The 21,290-nt window shown below is 60.6% G+C and carries 19 protein-coding genes; 5 read left to right on the forward strand and 14 right to left on the reverse strand.

Annotated elements, in window-relative coordinates; genetic code table 11:
- Nucleotides 1-139 precede the first annotated feature (139 nt).
- Entirely contained in the window at nt 140-2,023 is a 1,884-nt protein-coding gene (locus ACP7AP_RS16425) for a calcium-binding protein (protein ID WP_426035707.1), read from the forward strand.
- A gap of 283 nt (nt 2,024-2,306) precedes the next feature.
- Here the strand turns inward: ACP7AP_RS16425 and ACP7AP_RS16430 are convergent, their stop codons facing one another.
- Genes ACP7AP_RS16430 through ACP7AP_RS16445 form a run of 4 tightly spaced genes read right to left on the reverse strand, consistent with a single transcriptional unit; the run spans nt 2,307 to nt 4,316 of the window.
- Entirely contained in the window at nt 2,307-3,011 is a 705-nt protein-coding gene (locus ACP7AP_RS16430) for a substrate-binding domain-containing protein (RefSeq protein WP_426035709.1), read from the reverse strand.
- Between the two features lie 9 nt (nt 3,012-3,020).
- A complete protein-coding gene (locus ACP7AP_RS16435) occupies nt 3,021-3,344 on the reverse strand; it encodes a hypothetical protein (RefSeq protein ID WP_426035711.1) in 324 nt (107 codons plus the stop codon).
- A 47-nt stretch (nt 3,345-3,391) separates the two neighbouring features.
- Nucleotides 3,392-3,598: a hypothetical protein gene (locus ACP7AP_RS16440; protein WP_426035713.1), complete on the reverse strand. Its 207-nt coding sequence runs from the start codon at nt 3,596-3,598 to the stop codon at nt 3,392-3,394.
- On the reverse strand, nt 3,591-4,316 hold the full coding sequence (locus ACP7AP_RS16445; protein ID WP_426035715.1) for a sterol desaturase family protein: 726 nt from the start codon (nt 4,314-4,316) through the stop codon (nt 3,591-3,593). Before ACP7AP_RS16445 ends, ACP7AP_RS16440 begins: the two co-directional genes overlap by 8 nt.
- Before the next feature lie 275 nt (nt 4,317-4,591).
- Here ACP7AP_RS16445 and ACP7AP_RS16450 point away from each other — a divergent pair, with 275 nt between their 5' ends.
- Entirely contained in the window at nt 4,592-5,089 is a 498-nt protein-coding gene (locus ACP7AP_RS16450; RefSeq protein ID WP_426035717.1) for a LacI family DNA-binding transcriptional regulator, read from the forward strand.
- Nucleotides 5,090-5,127: 38 nt separating this feature from the next.
- On the opposite strand, the gene ACP7AP_RS16455 is transcribed toward ACP7AP_RS16450, so the two are convergent.
- From ACP7AP_RS16455 to ACP7AP_RS16465, 3 genes are all read right to left on the reverse strand, one after another.
- Nucleotides 5,128-5,244 carry a hypothetical protein gene (locus ACP7AP_RS16455; protein ID WP_426035719.1) on the reverse strand — a complete coding sequence of 39 codons (117 nt, stop codon included), beginning with the start codon at nt 5,242-5,244 and terminating at the stop codon, nt 5,128-5,130.
- Nucleotides 5,237-5,389 (reverse strand): hypothetical protein, encoded by a 153-nt coding sequence (locus tag ACP7AP_RS16460; protein ID WP_426035721.1) that lies wholly within the window; start codon nt 5,387-5,389, stop codon nt 5,237-5,239. Before ACP7AP_RS16460 ends, ACP7AP_RS16455 begins: the two co-directional genes overlap by 8 nt.
- A gap of 242 nt (nt 5,390-5,631) precedes the next feature.
- Nucleotides 5,632-5,868, reverse strand: coding sequence for a hypothetical protein (locus ACP7AP_RS16465; RefSeq protein ID WP_426035723.1), 237 nt, complete (start codon nt 5,866-5,868; stop codon nt 5,632-5,634).
- A 176-nt stretch (nt 5,869-6,044) separates the two neighbouring features.
- Between ACP7AP_RS16465 and ACP7AP_RS16470 the strand changes: the two genes are divergently transcribed.
- The 3 genes from ACP7AP_RS16470 to ACP7AP_RS16480 all read left to right on the forward strand — a co-directional run bounded on the left by ACP7AP_RS16470 (nt 6,045) and on the right by ACP7AP_RS16480 (nt 16,297).
- Nucleotides 6,045-6,797, forward strand: coding sequence for a Crp/Fnr family transcriptional regulator (locus ACP7AP_RS16470; protein WP_426035725.1), 753 nt, complete (start codon nt 6,045-6,047; stop codon nt 6,795-6,797).
- A 378-nt stretch (nt 6,798-7,175) separates the two neighbouring features.
- Nucleotides 7,176-7,517 carry a hypothetical protein gene (locus ACP7AP_RS16475; protein ID WP_426035727.1) on the forward strand — a complete coding sequence of 114 codons (342 nt, stop codon included), beginning with the start codon at nt 7,176-7,178 and terminating at the stop codon, nt 7,515-7,517.
- 455 nt (nt 7,518-7,972) lie between these two features.
- Entirely contained in the window at nt 7,973-16,297 is an 8,325-nt protein-coding gene (locus ACP7AP_RS16480) for a GH36-type glycosyl hydrolase domain-containing protein (RefSeq protein WP_426035729.1), read from the forward strand.
- 82 nt (nt 16,298-16,379) lie between these two features.
- Here the strand turns inward: ACP7AP_RS16480 and ACP7AP_RS16485 are convergent, their stop codons facing one another.
- The 7 genes from ACP7AP_RS16485 to ACP7AP_RS16515 all read right to left on the reverse strand — a co-directional run bounded on the left by ACP7AP_RS16485 (nt 16,380) and on the right by ACP7AP_RS16515 (nt 21,170).
- Nucleotides 16,380-16,631, reverse strand: coding sequence for a hypothetical protein (locus ACP7AP_RS16485; protein WP_426035731.1), 252 nt, complete (start codon nt 16,629-16,631; stop codon nt 16,380-16,382).
- Nucleotides 16,601-16,762, reverse strand: coding sequence for a hypothetical protein (locus ACP7AP_RS16490; protein ID WP_426035733.1), 162 nt, complete (start codon nt 16,760-16,762; stop codon nt 16,601-16,603). The genes ACP7AP_RS16485 and ACP7AP_RS16490 overlap by 31 nt, the downstream gene beginning before the upstream one ends.
- 9 nt (nt 16,763-16,771) lie before the next feature.
- Nucleotides 16,772-17,575 (reverse strand): 2-oxo-hept-4-ene-1,7-dioate hydratase, encoded by an 804-nt coding sequence (hpaH, locus tag ACP7AP_RS16495; protein ID WP_426035735.1) that lies wholly within the window; start codon nt 17,573-17,575, stop codon nt 16,772-16,774.
- Nucleotides 17,575-18,435: a fumarylacetoacetate hydrolase family protein gene (locus ACP7AP_RS16500; RefSeq protein WP_426035737.1), complete on the reverse strand. Its 861-nt coding sequence runs from the start codon at nt 18,433-18,435 to the stop codon at nt 17,575-17,577. Before ACP7AP_RS16500 ends, hpaH begins: the two co-directional genes overlap by 1 nt.
- A complete protein-coding gene (gene hpaD, locus ACP7AP_RS16505) occupies nt 18,432-19,412 on the reverse strand; it encodes a 3,4-dihydroxyphenylacetate 2,3-dioxygenase (protein ID WP_426035739.1) in 981 nt (326 codons plus the stop codon). The genes ACP7AP_RS16500 and hpaD overlap by 4 nt, the downstream gene beginning before the upstream one ends.
- Nucleotides 19,413-19,502: 90 nt before the next feature.
- Nucleotides 19,503-21,020, reverse strand: coding sequence for a 5-carboxymethyl-2-hydroxymuconate semialdehyde dehydrogenase (gene hpaE, locus ACP7AP_RS16510; protein ID WP_426035741.1), 1,518 nt, complete (start codon nt 21,018-21,020; stop codon nt 19,503-19,505).
- A 9-nt stretch (nt 21,021-21,029) separates the two neighbouring features.
- The gene (locus tag ACP7AP_RS16515; RefSeq protein WP_426035743.1) at nt 21,030-21,170 is read right to left on the reverse strand and encodes a hypothetical protein; all 141 of its coding nucleotides are present in this window, start codon (nt 21,168-21,170) and stop codon (nt 21,030-21,032) included.
- Nucleotides 21,171-21,290: the final 120 nt, after the last annotated feature.

Below are 21,290 nucleotides of genomic sequence, written 5' to 3' on the forward strand. Positions count from 1 at the left end.
TCGCCTGCCCGGTGATTTCACGCAAGGGTTTGCACACATCTCCCCTGTTCCGCAGGGAACAGCCGCCCGTGCCGCCGCATGGCATTCAAGCCATACGACGGCAATCACGCCGCGTGACACAGTTTTGATGGAGATTAAAATGGCATCCCTTTTTGGCAAATCCGGCACCTTGGGCAATGACTCGGAAGTCACCGATGGCACTTTGGGCGTCTTGAATGATGTGATTTCCGGTCTGACCGGCAATGATACGCTGTTTTCCTACGTTGGCGATGACACGTTATCGGGCGGCGAGGGCAATGACGTGCTGCACGACGAGGCTGTGTTGGGGGTTTCCGGCAACGACAACCTGAACGGCGACGATGGCAATGACACGCTGTTTGGCGGGCTTGGCAATGACACGCTGAACGGTGGCGCGGATACCGATACCGCCACTTACAGCAACTCGACCGCTGCGGTGAATGTCGATCTGAATCGCACCACGCAAATTGGTGGCTATGCGCAGGGCGACCGTCTTGTCAGCATCGAGAATGTGAATGGTTCGGGTTTCGGCGACCGTCTGGTCGGCAACTCGGCAGCCAACCAGATGCAAGGCTTGGCGGGCAATGACGCCATCTTTGGTGGCTCGGGCGCGGATAGCCTGTTTGGCGGCAGCGGGCGTGATGCTTTGGATGGCGGCAATGACAATGACCTGATCGACGCGGGGTCTGACAATGACAGCGTGTCTGGCGGTGCGGGCAACAATCAGATGTTTGGCGGTTCGGGGCGCGATGCGATGAGCGGCGGCAGCGGCAATGACCGGATGGATGGCGGCACCGATGCCGATACGATGGCGGGCGATGCCGGCAACGACAGCATCACCGGCGGCAGCGGCAATGATGTGCTGACCGGCGGCTTGGACAATGACTCGCTGGACGGCGGCGCGGGTGATGATCGGCTGGATGGTGGGTCGGGCAATGATCTGGTGCGCGGCGGCATTGGCAACGATACCGTGCTGGCAAGCGCAGGCGACACGCTGTTTGGCGACAGCGGCACCGACACGCTGGATTTCACCAATATGTCGACCCGCTTTCCGGTGATCGGGGCCAATAACCAGATCAACCTTGTGACTGGCACTTTTGGGACCACCACTTTCTCGGGGTTTGAGAATGTGATTGGCACCAGCAATGTGGACACCATCACCGGCAGTTCAGTGGCAAACCGGCTGGAGGGCGCGGGCGGCACTGACACCATCCTTGGCGGCTTTGGCAATGACAGCCTTTTGGGCGGTGATGGCGCAGACAGCCTCGACGGCGGCTTTGATGCCGACCAACTGTCTGGCGACGCAGGCAACGATCTGATCTTCGGCGGCAGCGGCAGTGACACGCTGGACGGCGATGCAGGCAATGATGTGCTAAGCGGCGGTTCCAGCAATGATCGGTTGAACGGCGGTTCGGGCGATGATCAGATGCATGGCGACAGCGGCAACGATGTGATGAACGGCGGCACAGGCAATGACGTGATGGCAGGCGATAGCGGCAATGACGCGATGACCGGCTTTCTGGGCAATGACACCATGACCGGCGGCGAGGGCAACGACACCATCGACGGCAGCTTTGGCGATGACCGGGTAGAAGGCGGCGCGGGCGTCGATCTGCTGAGCGGCGGCGTGGGCAATGACGTTCTGATCGGCGATGCCGGGGCGGATGTGCTGACTGGGGGCAGCGGCGCGGATGTGTTTGTGTTCCGTGCCAGCACAGACTCGCTGAACCAACTCGGCGGGGCGGATCTGATCACCGATTTCCAGATTGGCATCGACAAGCTGGATTTCACCGGGCTGGACGCCGATGCGGTTGCTGCCGGAGATCAGGCCTTTGCCTTGGTGCTGGGCGGCAATGCGGCAGGCACCATCCATATTGAGAAGTTCGGCGCCGGGGCCGATGCGATCACCCAGATCGCGGTCAATCTGGATGGCGACGGCAACCCCGATCTGATCGTGCAACTGGCCGGAAACCTGAACTTCGGTGCAGGTGACTTCCTGCTCTGACCCCCGCAAAATGCAAACACAACGCCCCGGTTTGGTCCGGGGCGTTTTTTTTGGTCTGAGCAGGCCTTAGACGACCAAGTATCCTTCAAGCGTCTGGACCGAGTCATATCCTCCGGTCAGCAGCACGCCGCCGACCACAACCGAAATAATCGCGTTGAAGATTTAGGATTTCCGTCGATGCAGATCCGAAGCTTTACCGCTCGGCGTCTCGGGTGGGTCAGATCATGGCGCTTGAAAGGTCCGGCCCGCCGCAATCTTGCGGGGCCGGATGGCGGGTGAAAGTTTAGCGGAACCCAGCCGCAGCACCAGCGATGGTGGCGTCACCATTGGCGGTATCGGCAATGCTCGGACCGGTCAGCACCAAAGCGGTGGCAATCGCGGTGCCAAAGCTGACATAGGCATCCGCCATCGACACGGCGAGAAAGCCTTGCAGCCATGGCTGTTGATCGACCGCAAACAGATGCGTGCCCGCCTTGATCCGGTCCAGCCCCGCACCGTCCATATCGAAGGACGCGAGATGCACCTTGCCGGTCAGGGCGGCCTGTTCGATCCCGGTGGCCGCCGAATTGGCATCTGCGACCGAGATGGTGGCCACGCCATTGATCGTGGGGGTTTTCATCAGCGTCGCCTTGATCGCTTCGGCCACAGCCGTCGGGTCGCCAAAACTAGACGCTGGCAGCGGCAGTTGCGTCGATACGCCGCCTTCCTTGGCGATGCCGTCCGCCACGCATTTGCAGCGATCCTCTAGGTTCTGCGCGCCCGGAACCGTATTCACACAGTTCACGTTCTTGAAACCATGGCTGCCGAAATAAGCGCCTGCTACCAAGCCTGCCGGATATTCTTCGTTGCCGATGTCGTTGATCGCACCCACCTCTTTGGCTTTGTCCGCGCCACCCGAGTTATGTAGCATCACCGGGATTCCGGCATCCAGTGCAGCCTTGATCGCCTCATCTTCCGCATCGGGCACCCAGTTTGGCACCGCAATCACCGAAGCCCCTTATGAGATCGCCGTGCGCACCAGATTGGCCGCATCGCCGCAGATCTTGTCATAGTTTTGCAGCATCAGATAGTTGACCGTGCCTCCATAGGCCGCCACCACCAATGTGGCAGCATCAATGCCGTTTTTGACCTTGGCAAAGAACGGATCGTCTGCCTTGCCACCGACCGCCGCAAAGCTGGCGTTTTCGGCCAGTGCGGCTTGCGCCCAAAGGCCAGAACCGTTGCCAGCGGGGCGGTTTTCATGGTCAGTTTCGGGAATTTCATTGTCGCATCTCCTCCGAGTTGCCGCCGTTTTGAGCGGATATTGGGTGTTTTGCGTCACAGGGCGCTAAAGGATCTCCCCGCCTCCCGCAGCGCGTTTGGCGGGCTTTAACGGCCCGTCGTCGCATTGGTGTTGTTCACCTTTGCATTGGCTTTTGCGCGGGTGCGTTGGAACCGCGCTTCCATCCGGGCCTCGCCATCAGCCGAGCCGTCGTGCCATGTGCCAAACCATTGGTCGAAGGGCACCATGCCGTCGGAATAGTTCACCTCAAAATACTTGTGGTGCAGGTAGTGGGCATAGGCGTGGCTATCCAATCGCGGCCTCTCCCGCCTCGATCTTGTCAAAGCCGATGTGACCGACCACCGCCCCCGTGCCAGTGACTTGCAGATGATGCAGCATCAACAGCGGATGCGACGGCAGCACCAGATGGATCAGGATATCCGACCAATACAACAGGTGTTCGACCGGATGCATTGACAGGCTGGACCATGGCGAGGGGTTGACCGCGTTGTGATGCACCGAATGTACCCATTTATACAGAAACGGCGTGTGGATCAGGCGGTGGATGCAGAAGAAATGCGCCTTCTGAAACAGCGGGATGATGGCCAGCAGGGCGATCAGCGCCCAAGGATGGGCTTCAAACGTGGTCCAAGGGCCAAAGCCATGCGCCCAAGCATAAAGCATCCCGACTTCGTAGGCGGTCCAGATCGGCACGCCGGTGCCAAAGCTGCGCAAAATGTTGTCGATGTTCTGGCTTTTGAACATGACCACATCCGATTTCTTATCCGCCGGGAACAGCCCGTTGAACTTAAACCGGTTTCCCTGCGCGCGACGGATATACAGCCGCAGCTCCAACGCGCCACAGAACAGGAACACAAGCGCTGCATTGCGCAGCAGAATGAATGCGATCCATGTCCAATGCAGGGTTTGCAAGGTTTCCTTGGAAGGTGTCAGATAGAACCAGATCACCGCAGCAAAGCCCATGAACAGCGCGTTCCATGGCAAGATGTAATGCGGCAACCAAGCGAACAATTTCAGCGGCTTTGGCGGTCACACGATGATCGGGGCCACTTGCAACGGTGTGCTGGGTGAAAAATCCCGGCGCTTGTTGCGCTTGCCAAACTTCAGATCGTCCATCCATCCCCCCCCGTGTTAAACCATGCTTTGGTGCCTGTCTTGCATCCAGCGCTTGGCCAAATGCTTCGGGCCGTTCTAGAACCGTTTGACATATTGTCGCAGGGGAGAGTTGATTGAAAACCATCAGGCTTGCTGCGCTTGTGGTTCTTAATCCCTAAGCTGCTGGAATTATGACCGAAAATAACCGACCCCCTCGCATCACTTTGGCCGATATGGCCCAGCTTGCGGGGGTTGGCAGCGCCACGGTGGACCTTGTGATCAACGAGCGGGGCAATGACTCGGATATGGTGCGCCAACAGGTTTTGCAGGCGGCGCGCAGCTTGCGGCTTAGGCGGATGCTGCCCGTCAGCCATCACCGCATGGTGCGCATCAACGTCATCCTCGCCCGCCCCGAACTGCCGCCGATCCGCCGCATGGGGGTGGAGTTTCGCCGTTTGTCTGACCGGATGGACCATTCGGTGGCGATCCATCGCACCACGCTGGAAAATGAGGCTTCGGCGACGATTGCGCAGGCGCTGTTGTGCAGCCCCTGTGATGCCGCGATTGTCTATGGCCAAGATCACCCGCAGATCCACGTGGCCATCGCTGAACTGGCCGCGCGCGGCGAACCCGTGGTGACGATGATTTCAGACTTGCCGGGGTCGGCGCGTCTGGCTTATGCCGGATAGCGCCCGCATATCTGCGGGGCCGCGTCATCGAGTGTGGGTCATTCCACTGGCTGCGCCTTGGTGGCGACGTAAATCTTGCGGCCAGACCATGTGTGCAAGGCGCGCCCGATCACCACTTCGGAATGGCCGTTGCCGTAGATATAGGCGTCATCCACCAAATTGATGCCGACTCAAAACCATGGTGAAGCCTGCGGATCGACGCCGCATCATCCACAGCCCCCAATCACCACCCGACTGCCACGCGCCAAAGGCGATCTCGCTGACCTTCCACCCGGTGCGGCCAAAGTGTCGGTACTGCATCAACCCCTCCCCCTCGCGTGGCCACGTTAGGCTACAACGTTGGGTTGGAAAGCGTGATGCCGATCGTATTCCATCCCAAGGGGCAATCGAAACCCCAAGCGGGCGTTCAGGGTTTTGCGATGATCTGGGTTTTGACCACCTGACCCGGACCTTGGAGCGGTTTGCGTTTATCTTGACTCACAATTCGCGCCAAGACCTGCGCGAATTGTGATCAATCTGCGTCAGATAAAACGCAAACCGCTTTAATGGCGGCGCACCGAGTTTCCACCGTGGATGATTTTGTTGATCAGTGCTGACACTGCTGCATGGGTTGCGGCAGAAATATCGCCGGCTGGCACATTTTCATGCGCAGCGGCGGCGTCTTTGAGGACTCCCACAATTTCAGCTTCAGGAAGTACTTTGCGATCGTTCAGCGCAAGCATCAGGGATTCGCAGATTGCAAGGGCGGCAAGTCCAGCAACGTCGGGGACAGCGGACATCAAATTTAACTTTCTGTAGGGAGTCTGTGGGGCTACCACGTTTTGAGCAACCCCGTGGATATCTTTACGGTTAAACCGAATAACGTGCTAATCTGCATCAGTATCAAGGGCCCTCATATGTAGAACATAACTGCGGGTTGGTTTTGGCCCGCAGTGGCAACCCAAAGGGGTAAGGTATGGCGGAACAAAGTTCTGGGCTGTCGATTTTGGACAGCCCCTTTGCCCGCAAGCTGACAGCGTTCGTTCAGTTATCGCAGGACGATTTGTCAGTTTTGTCAGATGTTTATCGTCGCAGGCGCAGCTTCGCGGCTGGTCGCGACATGATCCATCAGGGTCAAGCAGACCAAACCGCTTATATCGTCGCCTCGGGCTGGGCCTGTTCTTACAAGCTTCTGCCGGGTGGCACGCGCCAGATTGTTGACGTCCAAATTCCGGGCGATTTCCTGGGGCTTCGGTCGGTTTTGTTCCGCACAGCTGATCACAATGTCGAACCGATCACCCGGGTTCAGGCTTCAGAGGTCAAAGAACAAGATCTGCTGGCAGCTTTTACCCAAACGCCGCGTTTGGCCACTGCCGTGCTTTGGGCCGCATCGCGCGATGAGGCGATGGTGGTAGAGCATTTGGTGGGCTTGGGCCGACGCAATGCAAGCGAACGCATGGCGCATTTCTTGCTGGAACTGGGTGCGCGCCTGAAACTGGTGGGGCTTGCGGATCGCAAAGGCTTTAGCTGCCCGCTGTCACAATATCAGCTGGCGGATGCGCTGGGGCTCAGCGCGGTGCATGTCAACCGTGTGCTGCGCGAGTTGCGCGAAGAAGGCTTGCTGACCTTCCAAAAGGGTAAGGTCCAGTTTCTAAACTATGAGGCTTTGGTCGAGCTTTCAGGCTTTGACCGCGCTTATCTGGATCACGAAGGTCCGCTGCTGCGGTGATCTTGGTGCTTTGGTAGCGCCTGTAAGGTGCCGTGAAACGCCAGAGCCCACGAGGAATCGGCCGATTTAGCGCCAGCGTTTCACTGCAGTTTTCATCAAAACTGAACCGCACTTAGTCACAGTTCGGGGCCAAATCTGCCACTCAAAATGCGCCGTAACACTGATCCAAGTTGGCGTTTGCACATTTTTCACTGCGAGATAGGGGTGTTTACCTTCTGCGGTTTCGCTTGGACACAATCAGTTTCGTTTTTGAAAATGCGGGCCGCTGACTGATCGTAGTTAGTGCGGAGGCTTGCTTCAAAGGCCAAGTTGATCGCAACCCGATGGTGCCGTTTGAGCCACGCCCATGCTGCGTTTTTCATGATAAGGAGCCCGACAATGGCAGACGAAAATGCTGTTTTGCCTGCCCCGCATGTCGATGCTGGCGGCAGAGACAGTGATGTCACAGAATACGATATCCTGGTCGCTGAGATGATCTCTGTGCGAGACGATATGGTCAAATTTGCCCAAAGCTTGCAATGGGTTGCAAACCCCTCGACCGACAGTTTGGACAATGACCTGCTATTTGGCGCAACCAACACCCACAGACATTTGGGGCGTGAAGGCAAAGATGCACAGACATGCTTCACAGCTGCGACGGCGAGGAAGGCTTACACTGCGGCTGTCACATTGGAACTTGCCGCTGAAATAGGCAATTTGCTTGGTACTTCGGGCAGATAGTGCAGTCAGAGAATCTGATGATCCGGCATTTTGCAATCTTGGGTTGTGATTTGGGCTAGAATGTGATGGGCTGTATCAGTGGCTTGGCAGTTATTGCTTGCCACCGATGGGCGCGACACCCGCTTACCCCCGCCCGATGCCCACGCCCGGCATATGTCAATGCAGGTCTAAGCACCCCGTTAAAGTAGTGGCCGTGCTCAACTTGGGCCCAAACAAAACATCGCGCGATGGGAACGATTGCCTCTCGTACGAGTTGTATTTTTATGTTTGCCAATCTTGAAAGGAAAGCCGATGAGCTGGGATCAGATCGAAGTCAAATGGGCAGCGATGGCCCGTCGGGTGCGGTCCGATTTGCCGCAAAATACCCGGCTTGGACCAAGCCAAGTAAAGCCCCTCACGCAGCCAAGTGACCTGCCCGAGCCGCAGCCAGCAGAAGTTAGCGCGGCGACCGCCAGGTGACGGGGCGGTTGCGCCTTGTCGGCTGGCTGCTTAGCAAGCCCGCCGATAAGCTGTGGAGTGATAAGGCACCGATCCGCTCTGATCTGTTTGGGATCGAGCGGTTAGAGCATCATGCGGTAAGCTTGGCAGCGGCGCAACCGATCAGCCAAGGCCGCCCGGTTGCGGTGTCCAGCCTTCTGGTGCGGGTGAAAGATAATGCCAAGGCTTTGCTTGCCGCCTACAGGTCGGGGGCGCAGGCGCTGGATGCAGGCCAACCGATCACCCCCGCCGCAGAGTGGTTGTTGGACAATTTTCACATCGTCGAGCAACAGTTGCGCCAGATCGAAGACGATCTGCCGCCCGGCTATTATCGGCATTTGCCAAAACTCGCCGATGGTCCTCTGGCCGGCTATCCGCGCGTGTTGGGATTGGCTTGGGCCTATGTTGCGCATACTGACAGCCTGTTGTCTGAGACGGCACTTTTGCGTTTTGTCCAAGCCTATCAAACGGTTCAGCCGTTGACGATTGGCGAGTTATGGGCGGTGGCGATCACCCTGCGCATCGTGTTGGTCGAGAATATGCGCCGCTTGGCAGAGCAGATCACCGAGGCAAACCGCTTGCGCCAAGCGGCAGATGCTTTCGTCGATCAGGTCTTGGCCTCCAGCGCTTCCGGTGTTTCGGCCCATACGGTTCTGGCCGGGCTGGATGGCGTTGATCTGCCCGAGATCATGGCGGCACAGGTCGCCAAGCGCCTGCGCGGCACCGATCCGGCAGATACGCCGCTGGCGGGTTGGCTGGACGCTCGCTTGCGGCATTTGGGGCTGTCGGTTGAAACGGTGGTTGCCAGTGCGCAAGCGCGGCAGGGTGCTTCGAATGTCACCATGCGCAATATCGTCGCCTCGATGCGGCGGCTTTCCGAAATGGATTGGGCCGAGTTTTTTGAGGCGGCCAGCTTGATCGAGGCACGCTTGCGCGCAGCTTCGGGCTATGGCGAGATGGATTTTGCCACCCGCAACAGCTACCGCACCGCCATTGAAATGCTGGCCCGCCATTCCGGCCATGACGAGGCTGCGGTAACGGAATCGGCTTTGACCATGGCGCAAACGGGCGATACGCCTGCCGCGCATGATCCGGGTTTTGCGCTGCTTGGCGCGGGGCGCGATGCGTTGTGTCGCGATCTCGGCTATGCGCCGCCGCTGCCGATCACCTTGGGGCGGTTGTGGCGGCGGTTGGGGTTACCGGGGTATTTGGCCGCGATTGCCTTGGCTTCGGTGCTGTTTCTGACGGCTGCCTTGTGGTTGACCGGGTTGCACAGCGGAGCGCTTATCCTCAGCGGCGTCTGGCTGGCGGTTGAGGCCGGAACGGCGCTGGTCAATTTGATGATCACCCGGCTGGTCGGGCCAAAGCCGCTGCCGGGCCTGTCGCTGGAAGACGGCATCCCCGCAGATCTGCGCACGCTTGTGGCCGTGCCGGTCTTGCTGGCCAATGTACAAGACCTGATGCAGCAGATCGAACAGCTAGAGGTGCATCACCTCTCCAGCGTCGGTGGGGCGCTGCATTACGCGCTGTTGTCCGATGGCCCGGACGCGGCCAAAGCCACCACGCCGCTTGACACCGCTTTGATCACCACCGCGCGTGCGGAGATTGCCAAGTTGAACGCCACCTATCCATCCGACGATGGCGACAGGTTTCTTTTTCTGCATCGCGAGCGGCAATGGAACCCGTCCGAAGGCGTTTGGTTGGGGTGGGAGCGTAAGCGTGGCAAGTTGATCGAGCTGAACCGATTGCTGCGCGGTGCTGCGGATACCAGCTTTTTGCCCGGTGCTGTGGTGCCGCAAGGCGTGAAATTCGTCATCACACTGGACGCGGACACCCGGATTTTGCGCGACACCGTGCGGCGATTGATCGGCAAAATGGCGCATCCGTTGAACCGCCCGATCATCGACCCTGCCACTCAGCGCGTGACCTCGGGTTATGGCATCTTGCAGCCGCAAGTCACCCCCGCCCTGCCGCTTGGAATGGACGGCTCGCTCTATCAGCGGATTTCCTCCAGCCCTGGTGGGATTGAACCCTACGCAGCGGCAAGTTCGGATGTGTATCAGGATTTGTTCGCCGAGGGGTCGTTTACCGGCAAAGGCATCTATGACGTTGATGCTTTCATGGCAGCTATCGAGGGCCGGGTGCCGGACAATACCATGCTGAGCCATGATTTGTTCGAGGGCAGCTTCGCGCGCGCCGGCCTTGCCACGGATATTCAGGTGGTCGAGGATTTCCCTGCCCGCCAAGACGTAGACGCCCGCCGCCAGCACCGCTGGGTGCGTGGCGATTGGCAGTTGTTGCCGTGGATCAGTGGCAAGCGGAAAACCACGGGCGGGATTTCGGCGGTCAATCGCTGGAAGATGCTGGACAACCTGCGCCGCTCTTTGCTGGCCCCGATGACGCTGCTGTCGCTGTTTGTGGGCTGGCTGTTGCCGCTGCCGCAGGCCTTGGCGTGGACGGCGGCGGTGCTGGTCTTGCTGGCGCTGCCAAGGCTGATCGCGCTGCCGTTGGCCATTCTGCCGGGGCGGGCGGGGATCACCGCGCGCAGCCATTTTCAGGCGTTGCTGGCGGATGTGAAACTCGCGTTTGCGCAGATCGGTCTGACCGTCGCGCTGCTCGCGGATACGGCGGCGCTGATGCTTGATGCGATTGTTCGCACGGCTGTTCGGTTGCGCAGCGGCACGCATCTGCTGGAATGGCTGACAGCGGCGCAATCCAGCGGTGGCGGGCTGCCCAACTTTGCCCGCTTCTATATGCTTAAAGCGCGCGGCGTGGCGCTTGGGCTGTTCCTGTGCGGCGCAGCTGTTGCGCTGAACGCACCGATCTGGCCTCTGGCATTGACCTTTGCTGCCATTTGGCTGGCCGCCCCTGTCCTTGCACGCTGGATCAGCCTGCCGCGTATGGGTCGCACCGCGCCGCCGCTGACCGCCGCTGAACGCACCGAACTGCGCCTGATCGCCCGGCGCACCTGGCGCTATTTTGAGGCCTTTGTGACCGAGGCCAACCATTTCCTGCCGCCCGACAACTTTCAGGAAACCCCGCGTCCGGTGGTGGCCACCCGCACCTCGCCCACCAATATCGGCCTGTATCTGCTGTCGGTGACAGTTGCGAAAGACATGGGGTGGATCGGTCAAGCCGAGGCTGTGACGCGGCTGGAACAAACCCTGACCACCATGCAGCGCCTGCCCCGGTTTCGCGGCCACCTTTACAACTGGTATGATACTTCAGACCTGCGCGTGCTGGACCCGGCCTATGTCTCCAGCGTCGACAGCGGCAACCTTGCGGGCCATCTGATTGCCGTCGCACAGGCCTGCCAAGAATGGCAAACGCGCCCTTCGGCCCCCGATCTGCGCGGGCTGCACGATGCGCTGGCTTTGGCGCTTGAAGCGCTTTCGGCCAACCCAGAGCCGCAACTTTCTGCCCTGCTGGAACAGGTAGCCAACCACCCGGTTCGCGCGGCAGAGGCTGCAATATTGGCAGAGGCCCATGCCGGAGCAGGTTCAGAACTCGCGTTCTGGACCCGTGCGATTGCCGCAAGCCACGCCAGCCAACTGGTTGACCCCGCTTTGCCCGAACGCTTGCGCGCCGTGGGCGATCAGGCGCGACAGTTCGCGATGGAGATGGAATTTGGCTTTCTGATGCAGCCGGAAAAAAAGCTGCTTTCCATCGGCTTTTCCGTCTCGACCAACACGCTTGATGCCAACTGCTACGACCTTCTGGCGTCAGAGGCCCGGCTTGCCAGTCTGTTTGCGATTGCCAAGGGCGATGTGGAAACCCGGCATTGGTTCCGTCTGGGTCGCGGGGCCACCCCGATCGGCGCGGGATCGGCGCTGATTTCGTGGTCGGGCAGCATGTTTGAATATCTGATGCCCTCGCTGGTGATGCGCGCACCTGCGGGGTCGGTGTTGGAGGAGACCAATCGCCGGATCGTCGAGCAGCAACAGGCCTATGCCGCAAGTCTGGGTATTCCATGGGGCATCTCGGAATCCGCATACAATGCCCGCGATCTGGAAATGACCTATCAATATTCCAACTTCGGTGTGCCGGGGTTGGGGCTGAAACGCGGGCTTAGCGAAAACCGCGTGCTGGCCCCCTATGCCACTGGGCTTGCCACCATGGTCGATGCCCAGGCGGCACTGCAGAACTATGCGGCTTTGGCTGATCTGGGCGCAGAGGGCCGCTTTGGCTTTTATGAAGCGCTGGATTTCACCGCATCCCGACTGCCCGAAGGTGCAAGCAATGTCGTGGTGCGCAGCTTTATGGCGCATCATCAGGGTATGACCATCACTGCCATTGCCAACGTGCTGCATCATGGCCTGTTGCGCGACCGCTTCCATGCCGAGCCGATCATTCAAGCGGTCGAGATGTTGTTGCAAGAACGGGTGCCGCGCGATGTGCCCATCGCTCCGCCCCGCGCTAAAGAAGTCTTGGTGGCGGCGGTTGAAACCCTGTCCGCCGCCGTTGTGCGTCATTTTGACAACCCGGTCACGGTCATACCCACCGCGCATCTGCTGTCCAACGGCAGCTATGGCGTGATGCTGACCCCCACTGGCGCGGGCTTTAGCCGCTGGCGCGATCTGGCGATCACCCGCTGGCGGGCCGATGCAACGCAGGCGCAACATGGCGGCTTCATCTATCTGCGCGATGTGCGCTCGGGCGGGCATTGGTCGGCGGGCGTGCTGCCCACCGGGTACGATGCAGGCCTGCACCGCGCGGTGTTTTGTGAGCATCACGCCGCCTTCACCCACACCGCCCGCCATCTGCTGACCCATACCGAGGTGGTGGTTTCTGCCGAGGATGACGCCGAAGCCCGCCGGGTGACGCTGACCAACACCGGGCGGCACCCGCGTGAAATCGACGTGACCTCTTACGCCGAATTGGTGCTGGCGGCCCCCTCTGCCGATCTGACGCATCCGGCGTTCTCGAAGCTATTCGTTGTCACCGATTATCTGCCCGAACTGGGTGTGCTGATCGCCACGCGGCGCAAGCGCAGCCCGTCTGATCCCGAAGTGTGGGCCGCGCATGTGGCCGTGGTGGAAGGGGATGAGACCGCACCGCTGCAATACGAAACCGACCGGGCGAAATTTATCGGGCGCGGCCAGATGCTGAGCAATCCTGCCACTGCCGAGACCCCGCTGTCCGGCAGCATCGGCACTGTGCTGGACCCAATATTTTCGCTGCGCCGCAGGGTGTTGATCCCCGGTGGTGGCCGCGTGCGCGTGACATTCTGGACCATGGTGGCCGACACGCCCGAGGCTTTGCTGGATCTGGTTGAACGCCACCGCGACCCTTCCGCATTTGGCCGTGCAGTGACGCTGGCGTGGACGCAAACCCAGGTTCAGCTGCGCCATCTGGGTGTCAGTACCACCACTGCCTCCGACTTCCAAAGGCTGGCCGGTATGTTGGTGCGCGGCGATGCCCGCCTGCGTGCCAGCGCGGCGCAAATCCGCGCCGGGGCCGGGCCGCAATCAGACCTCTGGGCCTTGGGGGTCTCGGGCGATCTGCCCATCGTGTTGTTCGTGATCAGCGATGCCGAGGATATCGGACGGCTGCAAGAGGTGCTCGCAGCGGCGGAATACTGGCGGATGCGGCAGTTGGCCGTCGATCTGGTGATCCTGAACGACCGCGCCTCGTCTTATGCGCAAGACCTTCAAATCGCGATTGACGCCGCCGTGCGCTCGTCGCAAGCGCGCCCCAGCACGACGGGGACCGGGGGCAGGATCTACACGCTGCGCGCCGATATGACCCCACCCGAGACCCGCGCCCGCCTGATGGCTGCAGCGGCGATGATGCTGATCGCCAGCCGGGGCAGCATCGGTGCACAGCTTGATCTGCTGCCCGCCACCCCGGCGTCTGCGCCGCAAAAACTTGCTCTGTCGGCCCTGCCCAGCGCAACAATCACTCTGCCGCAGTTGGAGTTCTTCAACGGAACCGGAGGTTTTGATCTGGATGGCCGCGAATATGTCACCGTGCTGCAAGACGGCCAAACCACTCCCGCGCCATGGATCAACGTCATCGCCAACCCCAGTTTCGGCTTTCAGGTTTCCGCCGAGGGCAGTGGGTTCACTTGGGCTGAAAACAGCCGCGAGAACCAGATCACGCCATGGTCAAATGACCCGGTCAGCGATCCGGCGGGCGAGGCGATTTATCTGCAAGACCTAGAGACCGGGCAAATCTGGACCCCCACCGCGCTGCCGATCCGCAGCAAGGGCAGCTACATCGCCCGCCACGGCTTTGGCTATTCCCGCTTTCAGCACGCAACCAACGGTATCGACGCCGATATGGTGCAGTTCGTGCCAATGGATGCCCCGGTCAAGATCACCCGATTGACCCTTCGCAACACCTCGGACCGCAGCCGCAGGCTTTCGGTGACGGCCTATGCCGAATGGGTGCTTGGCACCTCGCGCGGGGCGACGGCGACCGCCCTGATCACCGAGATTGACGCCGAGACGGGGGCAATTCTGGTGCGCAATCCGCGCGGCATGGCGTTTCCGGGCCGGGTGGCCTTTGCCGATCTGGGCGCGGATACCACCAGCCGCACCGCGGATCGGGCTGAAATTTTAGGGAGAGCCGGGTCGATGGCTTCCCCTGCCCGGCTCAGCGAGCTGTCCGGCAATGCCGGGCCAAAGTTCGATCCCTGCGCCGCTTTGCAACGTGAGATCACCCTCGCTCCGGGGCAAAGCATTGATGTGACCTTCCTGCTTGGCCAAACCAACAGCCTAGAGGACGCCCGCGCGCTGATCCTTGCCACCCGTGCCCGCGATCTGACGGCGGTGCTGGACGAGGTAAAGGCGTGGTGGGCAGACCTGCTCGGCACCGTCCAAGTGCGCAGCCCGGATCGCGCGCTGGATATCATGCTGAACGGCTGGCTGATGTATCAAGCCCTCGCCTGCCGCATCTGGGCGCGGGCTGGCTTCTATCAGGCCAGTGGCGCTTATGGCTTCCGCGACCAGTTGCAAGACGGCATGGCGCTGACCGCTCTGCGGCCCGAGATGACGCGGGCGCACCTGTTGCGCGCGGCGGCGCGGCAGTTCCCCGAGGGCGATGTGCAACACTGGTGGCTGCCACATTCCGGCCAAGGCGTGCGCACGCGGATATCGGATGATCGGGTCTGGCTCAGCTATGCCGTGGCGCAATATATCAGCGTCTCAGGCGATGCCACGGTTCTGGATGAGGTTTTGCCCTTCCTCGAAGGGGCCGACCTGCGCCCCGGCGAGCATGACAATTTCTTCCAGCCGGGTATTTCGGACACCACCGCCACGCTGTTTGAACATTGCGCGCGTGGCTTGGATCAGGCGATTGACCTGACCGGGTCGGACGGGATGCCGCTGATCGGCACTGGCGACTGGAACGACGGGATGAACCGCGTCGGCGAGGCTGGACAAGGCACCTCTGTCTGGCTGGGTTGGCTGCTGATCGCCACGATCAACGCCATGCGCCCCTTGGTTGAGCCCCGCGACCCCGCCCGCGCCGCCCGCTGGCAGGCCCATGCCGAAAGCGTTCGACTGGCGATTGAGCGCGACGGCTGGGATGGCGCTTGGTATCGCCGGGGCCACTTTGACGATGGCAGTCTGCTGGGGTCGTCCAGTTCGGCGGAATGTCAGATCGACTCTATCGCGCAATCTTGGGCGGTGTTGTCGGGGGCGGCTGATCCAGACCGTGCCGCTACCGCGATGCAGTCGATGACCGATCACCTGATCAAGCCCGATGTAGCCCTGCTGTTTACCCCGCCGTTTGATCACTCGATGCCCGATCCCGGCTACATCAAGGGCTATCCGCCCGGCCTGCGCGAGAATGGTGGTCAATATAGCCATGCCGCGATGTGGGCGGTGCTGGCGCAGACCCGGCTGGGCAATGGCGACGCAGCGGGCGCTTTGTTTGCCCTGCTGAACCCGATCAACCACGCCCTCACTCCAACCGAGGCCGCGCGCTACAAGGTGGAACCCTATGTGATTGCCGCCGATGTCTATTCTGTCGCGCCGCATGAAGGGCGCGGCGGTTGGACATGGTACACCGGCTCTGCTGCATGGATGTACCGCGCCGGGATTGAAGGGCTACTGGGCATCACCCGCCACGGCGACGCCCTGCGCTTCGCCCCGTGTTTTCCAAAGGCATGGCCGCAGGTCGATCTGCGGCTAAACCTTGGTCCTGCGCCCTGTAATGTCAAAATTCTGAACCCACTTGGTCTTGGCACAGGCCTAGAAACTGCGCGGCTGAATGGCGAAGACATGGCTTGCGAGGCGGGCGTTCTGATGGTGTCGCTGGATCGGCTGCAAGGGGAGTTGATCCTTGAGATTGGGTAAGGCAGTTCCCCGGTTTGGCAGGCGAAACGTGACCATCGGGGGAGGCTACGGCCTCCCCCTACTTTATCGATGAACATTGAATTCAGTAGCCTGTCAGTTTCGCACTCAGGGCCGCAGCCGTAAACGCCGCCCGCAACTCTGCCGTACCAGCAGACAACAAACCAACATCACTGCCCACGGCGACAAACCTGGCCCCAAGATCAAGATAGCGTTGCGCCAAGCCGCGATCAGAGGTCAGGATGACCGTCGCTTTGCCGCGCGAGATAATCTGCTTCAACGCGTCTTCGACCGCCGCCTGCACCTCTACCGCCGCCGGATTGCCCAGATACCCCATATCAGCCGCCAATCAAACCCGGCATTGGCGCACAGACCCGCCGTGATCGGATTGGCCAGACCCAGCCACAGACCGATTTGCGGGCGGCCTGCGGCAAGACCCGCCTTGAAGGTGTTGAATGGGGCAGGCATCGCGTTCCCTCAGGCGAAGAAGCAACCAACCGTCCCCAGCGGGCCGAAATCGGCAAGAATGGTATCGCCATGACGCGCCTCAATCGGGCGAATGAACGAACCTGAAAGCACGATCTGCCCGGCCTCGACGCGCTGGCCGTACTGCGACAGGCGATTGGCCAACCACGCAATGCCACGCGCGGGTTGGTTCAAAACACCCGCGCCAAGCCAGGTTTCTTCAACCTCGGCATTGCGCATCACGATGGCCCCGGCCCAGCGCGGATCAAAACTGTCGGGCCGCATCGCCCGCCCGCCCGTCACGATCCCCGCATTGGCTGCATTGTCCGAGATGGTATCAACGATGGTGCGCGGCTTGCCAGTGCTCGGGTCCACCCGCAGGATACGCATGTCCAAAATCTCCAACGCGGGCAAGATGTAGTCAGTGGCGTTCAGCACATCGGTCACCGAAACGCCCGGACCTTGCAGCGGCGCTTTCAGCACAAAGGCCAGTTCGGCCTCTATCCTCGGTTGGATAAAACGGTCCGCGGGGATGGTCGCGCCATCCTCAAACACCATATCATCCAACAAAACGCCCGAATCCGGGGTGGCGATGTTCAGCGCAGATTGCATCGCCTTCGAGGTCAGGCCGATCTTCCAGCCGATGGTGCGACGCCCCTCGGCATGGCGTAGCGCCACATAAGCCGCCTGCACCGCATAGGCATCATCCATCGTCATGTCGGGGTGCAACAGTGACAACAGCCCGATCTGCACGCGGGTTTTCTCTGCCACTACAAGGCGCGCGGCGGCGGCGTCAATTTCAGGTTTCAACAGCATCACAGAACCTCATCGGCGATGGTGTTGTGCAGAATACCGATGCCATCAGCCTCAACCTCTACCACATCGCCGGGCTTCAGCCAGATCGGCGGATCAAACCGCGCCCCCGCCCCGGTGGGGGTGCCGCAGACGATGACATCACCGGGAACGAGTGTGGTGAAGGTCGAGATATAGGCGATGATCTGGCGGAAGCCGAACATCATCCGACTGGTGCGATCCGATTGCCGCACCTCGCCATTCACCCGCGTTTGCAGGGCGATGTCGGCCAGTTGCGCCTCGTCCATATAGGGCACGATCCACGGCCCGATAGAGCCTGAGCGATCCCAGTTCTTGCCCTGCGTCACATTGAATTTGGCATGACGCACCCAGTCGCGGATGGTGCCTTCGTTGCACAGGGTCAGGGCGGCGATATGGCCTAGCGCATCGCGTTCGGCAATCCGACGACCGCCTTTGCCGATGACGATGGTGACTTCACCCTCATAATCCAACTGCGGGCTTTCCGGCGGGCGGATCAGTGGCTGACCATGCCCGGTAAACGAGCGGGCAAAGCGTGGGAACAGCGACATATAGGGCGGGTTTTCTTTGCCATCCTTATATTCCGCATTGCGGTCAGGGAAGTTGACCCCGACGCAGAGGATCTTTTCCGGCTTGGGGATCGGGATTTGAAAGGTGATCTCGGCCAAGGCGATTTCAGGGCTCATATCGGCGGCCAAGTCGGCAAGCCGCGGCAATGCGCCTTGTTCGATCACTTCGCGCAAGGTCGGCATGTCGGCGTGACGCGCCGAAAGTGGGATGACGCCCGCATCGGTGATCGCTCCCCAAGCGCTGCGGCCTTGATGGGTGAAACTGGCAAATCTCATGGCGCGATGATCGGTTGCGCGGCCAAGACCGCCGCTGTCGTAGCGATACCCGCAAAAGCCGAGCCATGCGCGAACCAGCTTTTCGGCGCAGGTGCGCCCCATAGCGTCTGGCGCTGCGGGTCTTTCAGATCCCAGTGGATCGGCTCTAGATCAGGGTCAACCGTCTGATAGTCCGAGCAATAAATCTCGGTCCGGTGGCCATCGGGATCGAGGATATACAAGAAGAACGCGTTCGAGATGCCATGCCGCCCCGGCCCACGTTCGATATTGGCGACATATCCGGTGGTTGCCATCAGATCGAGCAGGTCGATGATGTTCAGCGGTGTCGGCACCCAGAATGCCAGATGGTGCAGGCGCGGGCCAAGGCCATTGGTGAAGGCCATGTCATGCACACCGCCCTTGCGATGCATCCACGCCGCCCACAGCTTTTTGCTGTCTTCGTCTTCGGTATATTCCGTCACCCGGAAGCCGAAGGAATTATAGAATGCGACCGAAGCATCCACGTCGGGCGAGAAGCAGTTGAAATGGTCGATCCGCAGCGGTTTGACGCCATGATACAGCGCGTATTTCTGATGGATCGGGGCCAAGCGGTCCATCGTGGCGTAGAATTCCAACGGAATCCCGTGCGGGTCCGCCGTGCGCAAAGTGCGGCCCATGAACGGGCGCTTCACCCAAGCCACCGGCAGGCGTTGAGCGGCAAAAAACGTGTAAGCGGCGTCCAGATCGGCCTCGGCATAGACCTTGAAGCCCAGCACATTCACCGCCGCCATATCGGCCTTGCGCAAGATCACGCAATGATGGCCCCGCTCCTCCATCGCGCGCAGATAGACCGTCTCGGCATCCTCATGGGTGACTTGCAGGCCAAGCAGATCGGCGTAAAACGCCCGGCTTGCGGCGAGATTCTTGACGGCAAGCTCAACGTGGCTCAGACGAATGACGTTGAACGCCGGGTACAGCACGGGGCTGGGAACGGGCATCGGCTTCCTCCCTGAAAGCAGTAAGTAGTGTCAGTCGCCAAGTTTCGGACCCGGCGGCGGTCAGTCGCCAAGTTTCGGACCCGGCGGCGGTCAGTCGCCAAGTTTCGGGATGACATGCGGTTGGGTGGTAAAGGCTATATTCTTGGTTTCCATGTAGAAATCGAACGACCACTCCGCACCATCGCGGCCAATCCCGGAATTCTTCACCCCCCCGAACGGCGCGGGCAGATGGCGGATGTTTTCCGAGTTCACCCAGATCATCCCGGCCTCCAGAGCATCGGTGAAGCGGAAGGCGCGGGTGACATCCGAGGTCCACAGATAGCCGGTCAGCCCGTATTGCACGTCATTGGCAATCGCCAATGCCTCGGCCTCATCGTTGAACGCAATCGCGGTCAGCACCGGGCCAAAGATTTCCTCTTGCGCGATCCGCATCTGATTGTGCGCGCCGACAAACAGCGTCGGGCTGACATAGCAGCCACCGCCCGGCCCGGCGAATTTGGCACCACCTGCGGCCACAACCGCCCCTTCGGCGCGACCAATCTCAATATACTCCAGCACCTTGGCCTCATGCACCGGATGGATCAGCGGGCCGACCACGGTTTTCGGATCAAGTGGGTGGCCGACGACGATGCGCTTTGCCTTCTCGGCCACCATCGCGGTGAACTTGTCGTAGATCGTTGCCTCCACCAGCAAACGGCTGGAGGACGTACAGCGCTCGCCGTTCAGTGAGTAGATCATGAACACCGCCGCATCGGCAGCCCGTTCCAGATCGGCGTCAGCAAACACGATCACCGGGTTCTTGCCGCCGAGTTCAAAATGCACCCGCTTCAAGGTATCGGCACCCTGCTTCATAATCATACTGCCGGTGCGCGACTCTCCGACAAAGCCAATCGCCTTAATGTCGGGATGTTCTGTCAAAGCTCGCCCCGCATCCTCACCAAACCCATTCACCAGATTCCACACCCCCGGCGGCAGGCCTGCACTTTCGGCAATCTCCACCAGCAGACGGGCCGACAGTGGTGAAAACTCGGCGGGTTTATGCACCACCGTACACCCCGCAGCCAAAGCCGGGGCGATTTTCCATGTCGACAGCATGAACGGCGTATTCCACGGCGTGATGATGCCAACCGGACCAATCGGCGTGCGGGTTGTCATGTTGACCTGACCCTTTGCCCGAAGGGTCTGACCATCGCGGGCCTTGGGGGCAAGGTCAGCGAAATAGCGGAAATTCTCGGCCCCGCGCAACGCAGCCTTCGCCATGAACCGAATAGATTGCCCGGTGTCCATCGACTCGACAATAGCGATCTCCTCGGCGCGTGCTTCAATCGCATCGGCGATCCTGTGCAGCAGGGCGCGGCGGGCCTCGCCCTCCATCGCACGCCACGCCGGAAACGCCGCTTTCGCCGCTGCTGCTGCCAGCGCCACATCTGCCGCCTTGCCCTGCGCAACCTGCGCCAGCGGCTTCAGATCGACCGGGGATATGATTTCAAACGTCGCACCATCCAGCGCGGGCACCGCCTTACCATTGATATGGTTCAGCACGCCTTCACTGCGAAAACGCGCAAGATAGGCGTTGGCCTTGGCGAGATTGCTATTCAGGTCGGACATTTCGGCCTCCTACTTTGCGCGCAGGCGCGGATGGATGGCGTTTTTCTTCCAGCTGAGTGCCGGGTCGAGTTCGGAGATATCCAGCGTCAAAGCGAAATGCGGTGTCTCAAACAGCGGCGCAAAATGCGCAGTGGCAGCGGCAAAGATCATCGGCAGTCTCAACCGGTCGTCGCAACAGCCAGTGAATGGAGGTTGTGATGACAAAACGACAGCGAGGGTCCGATCGATCTGGCCGGGCGGCGATTGTTTCGCCGGGTCGCCCGGGTGTTG

Origin of the sequence: Cypionkella sp. TWP1-2-1b2 (genome assembly GCF_049896245.1) — a bacterium.
In the GTDB taxonomy this organism is placed as follows: Bacteria; Pseudomonadota; Alphaproteobacteria; order Rhodobacterales; family Rhodobacteraceae; genus Cypionkella.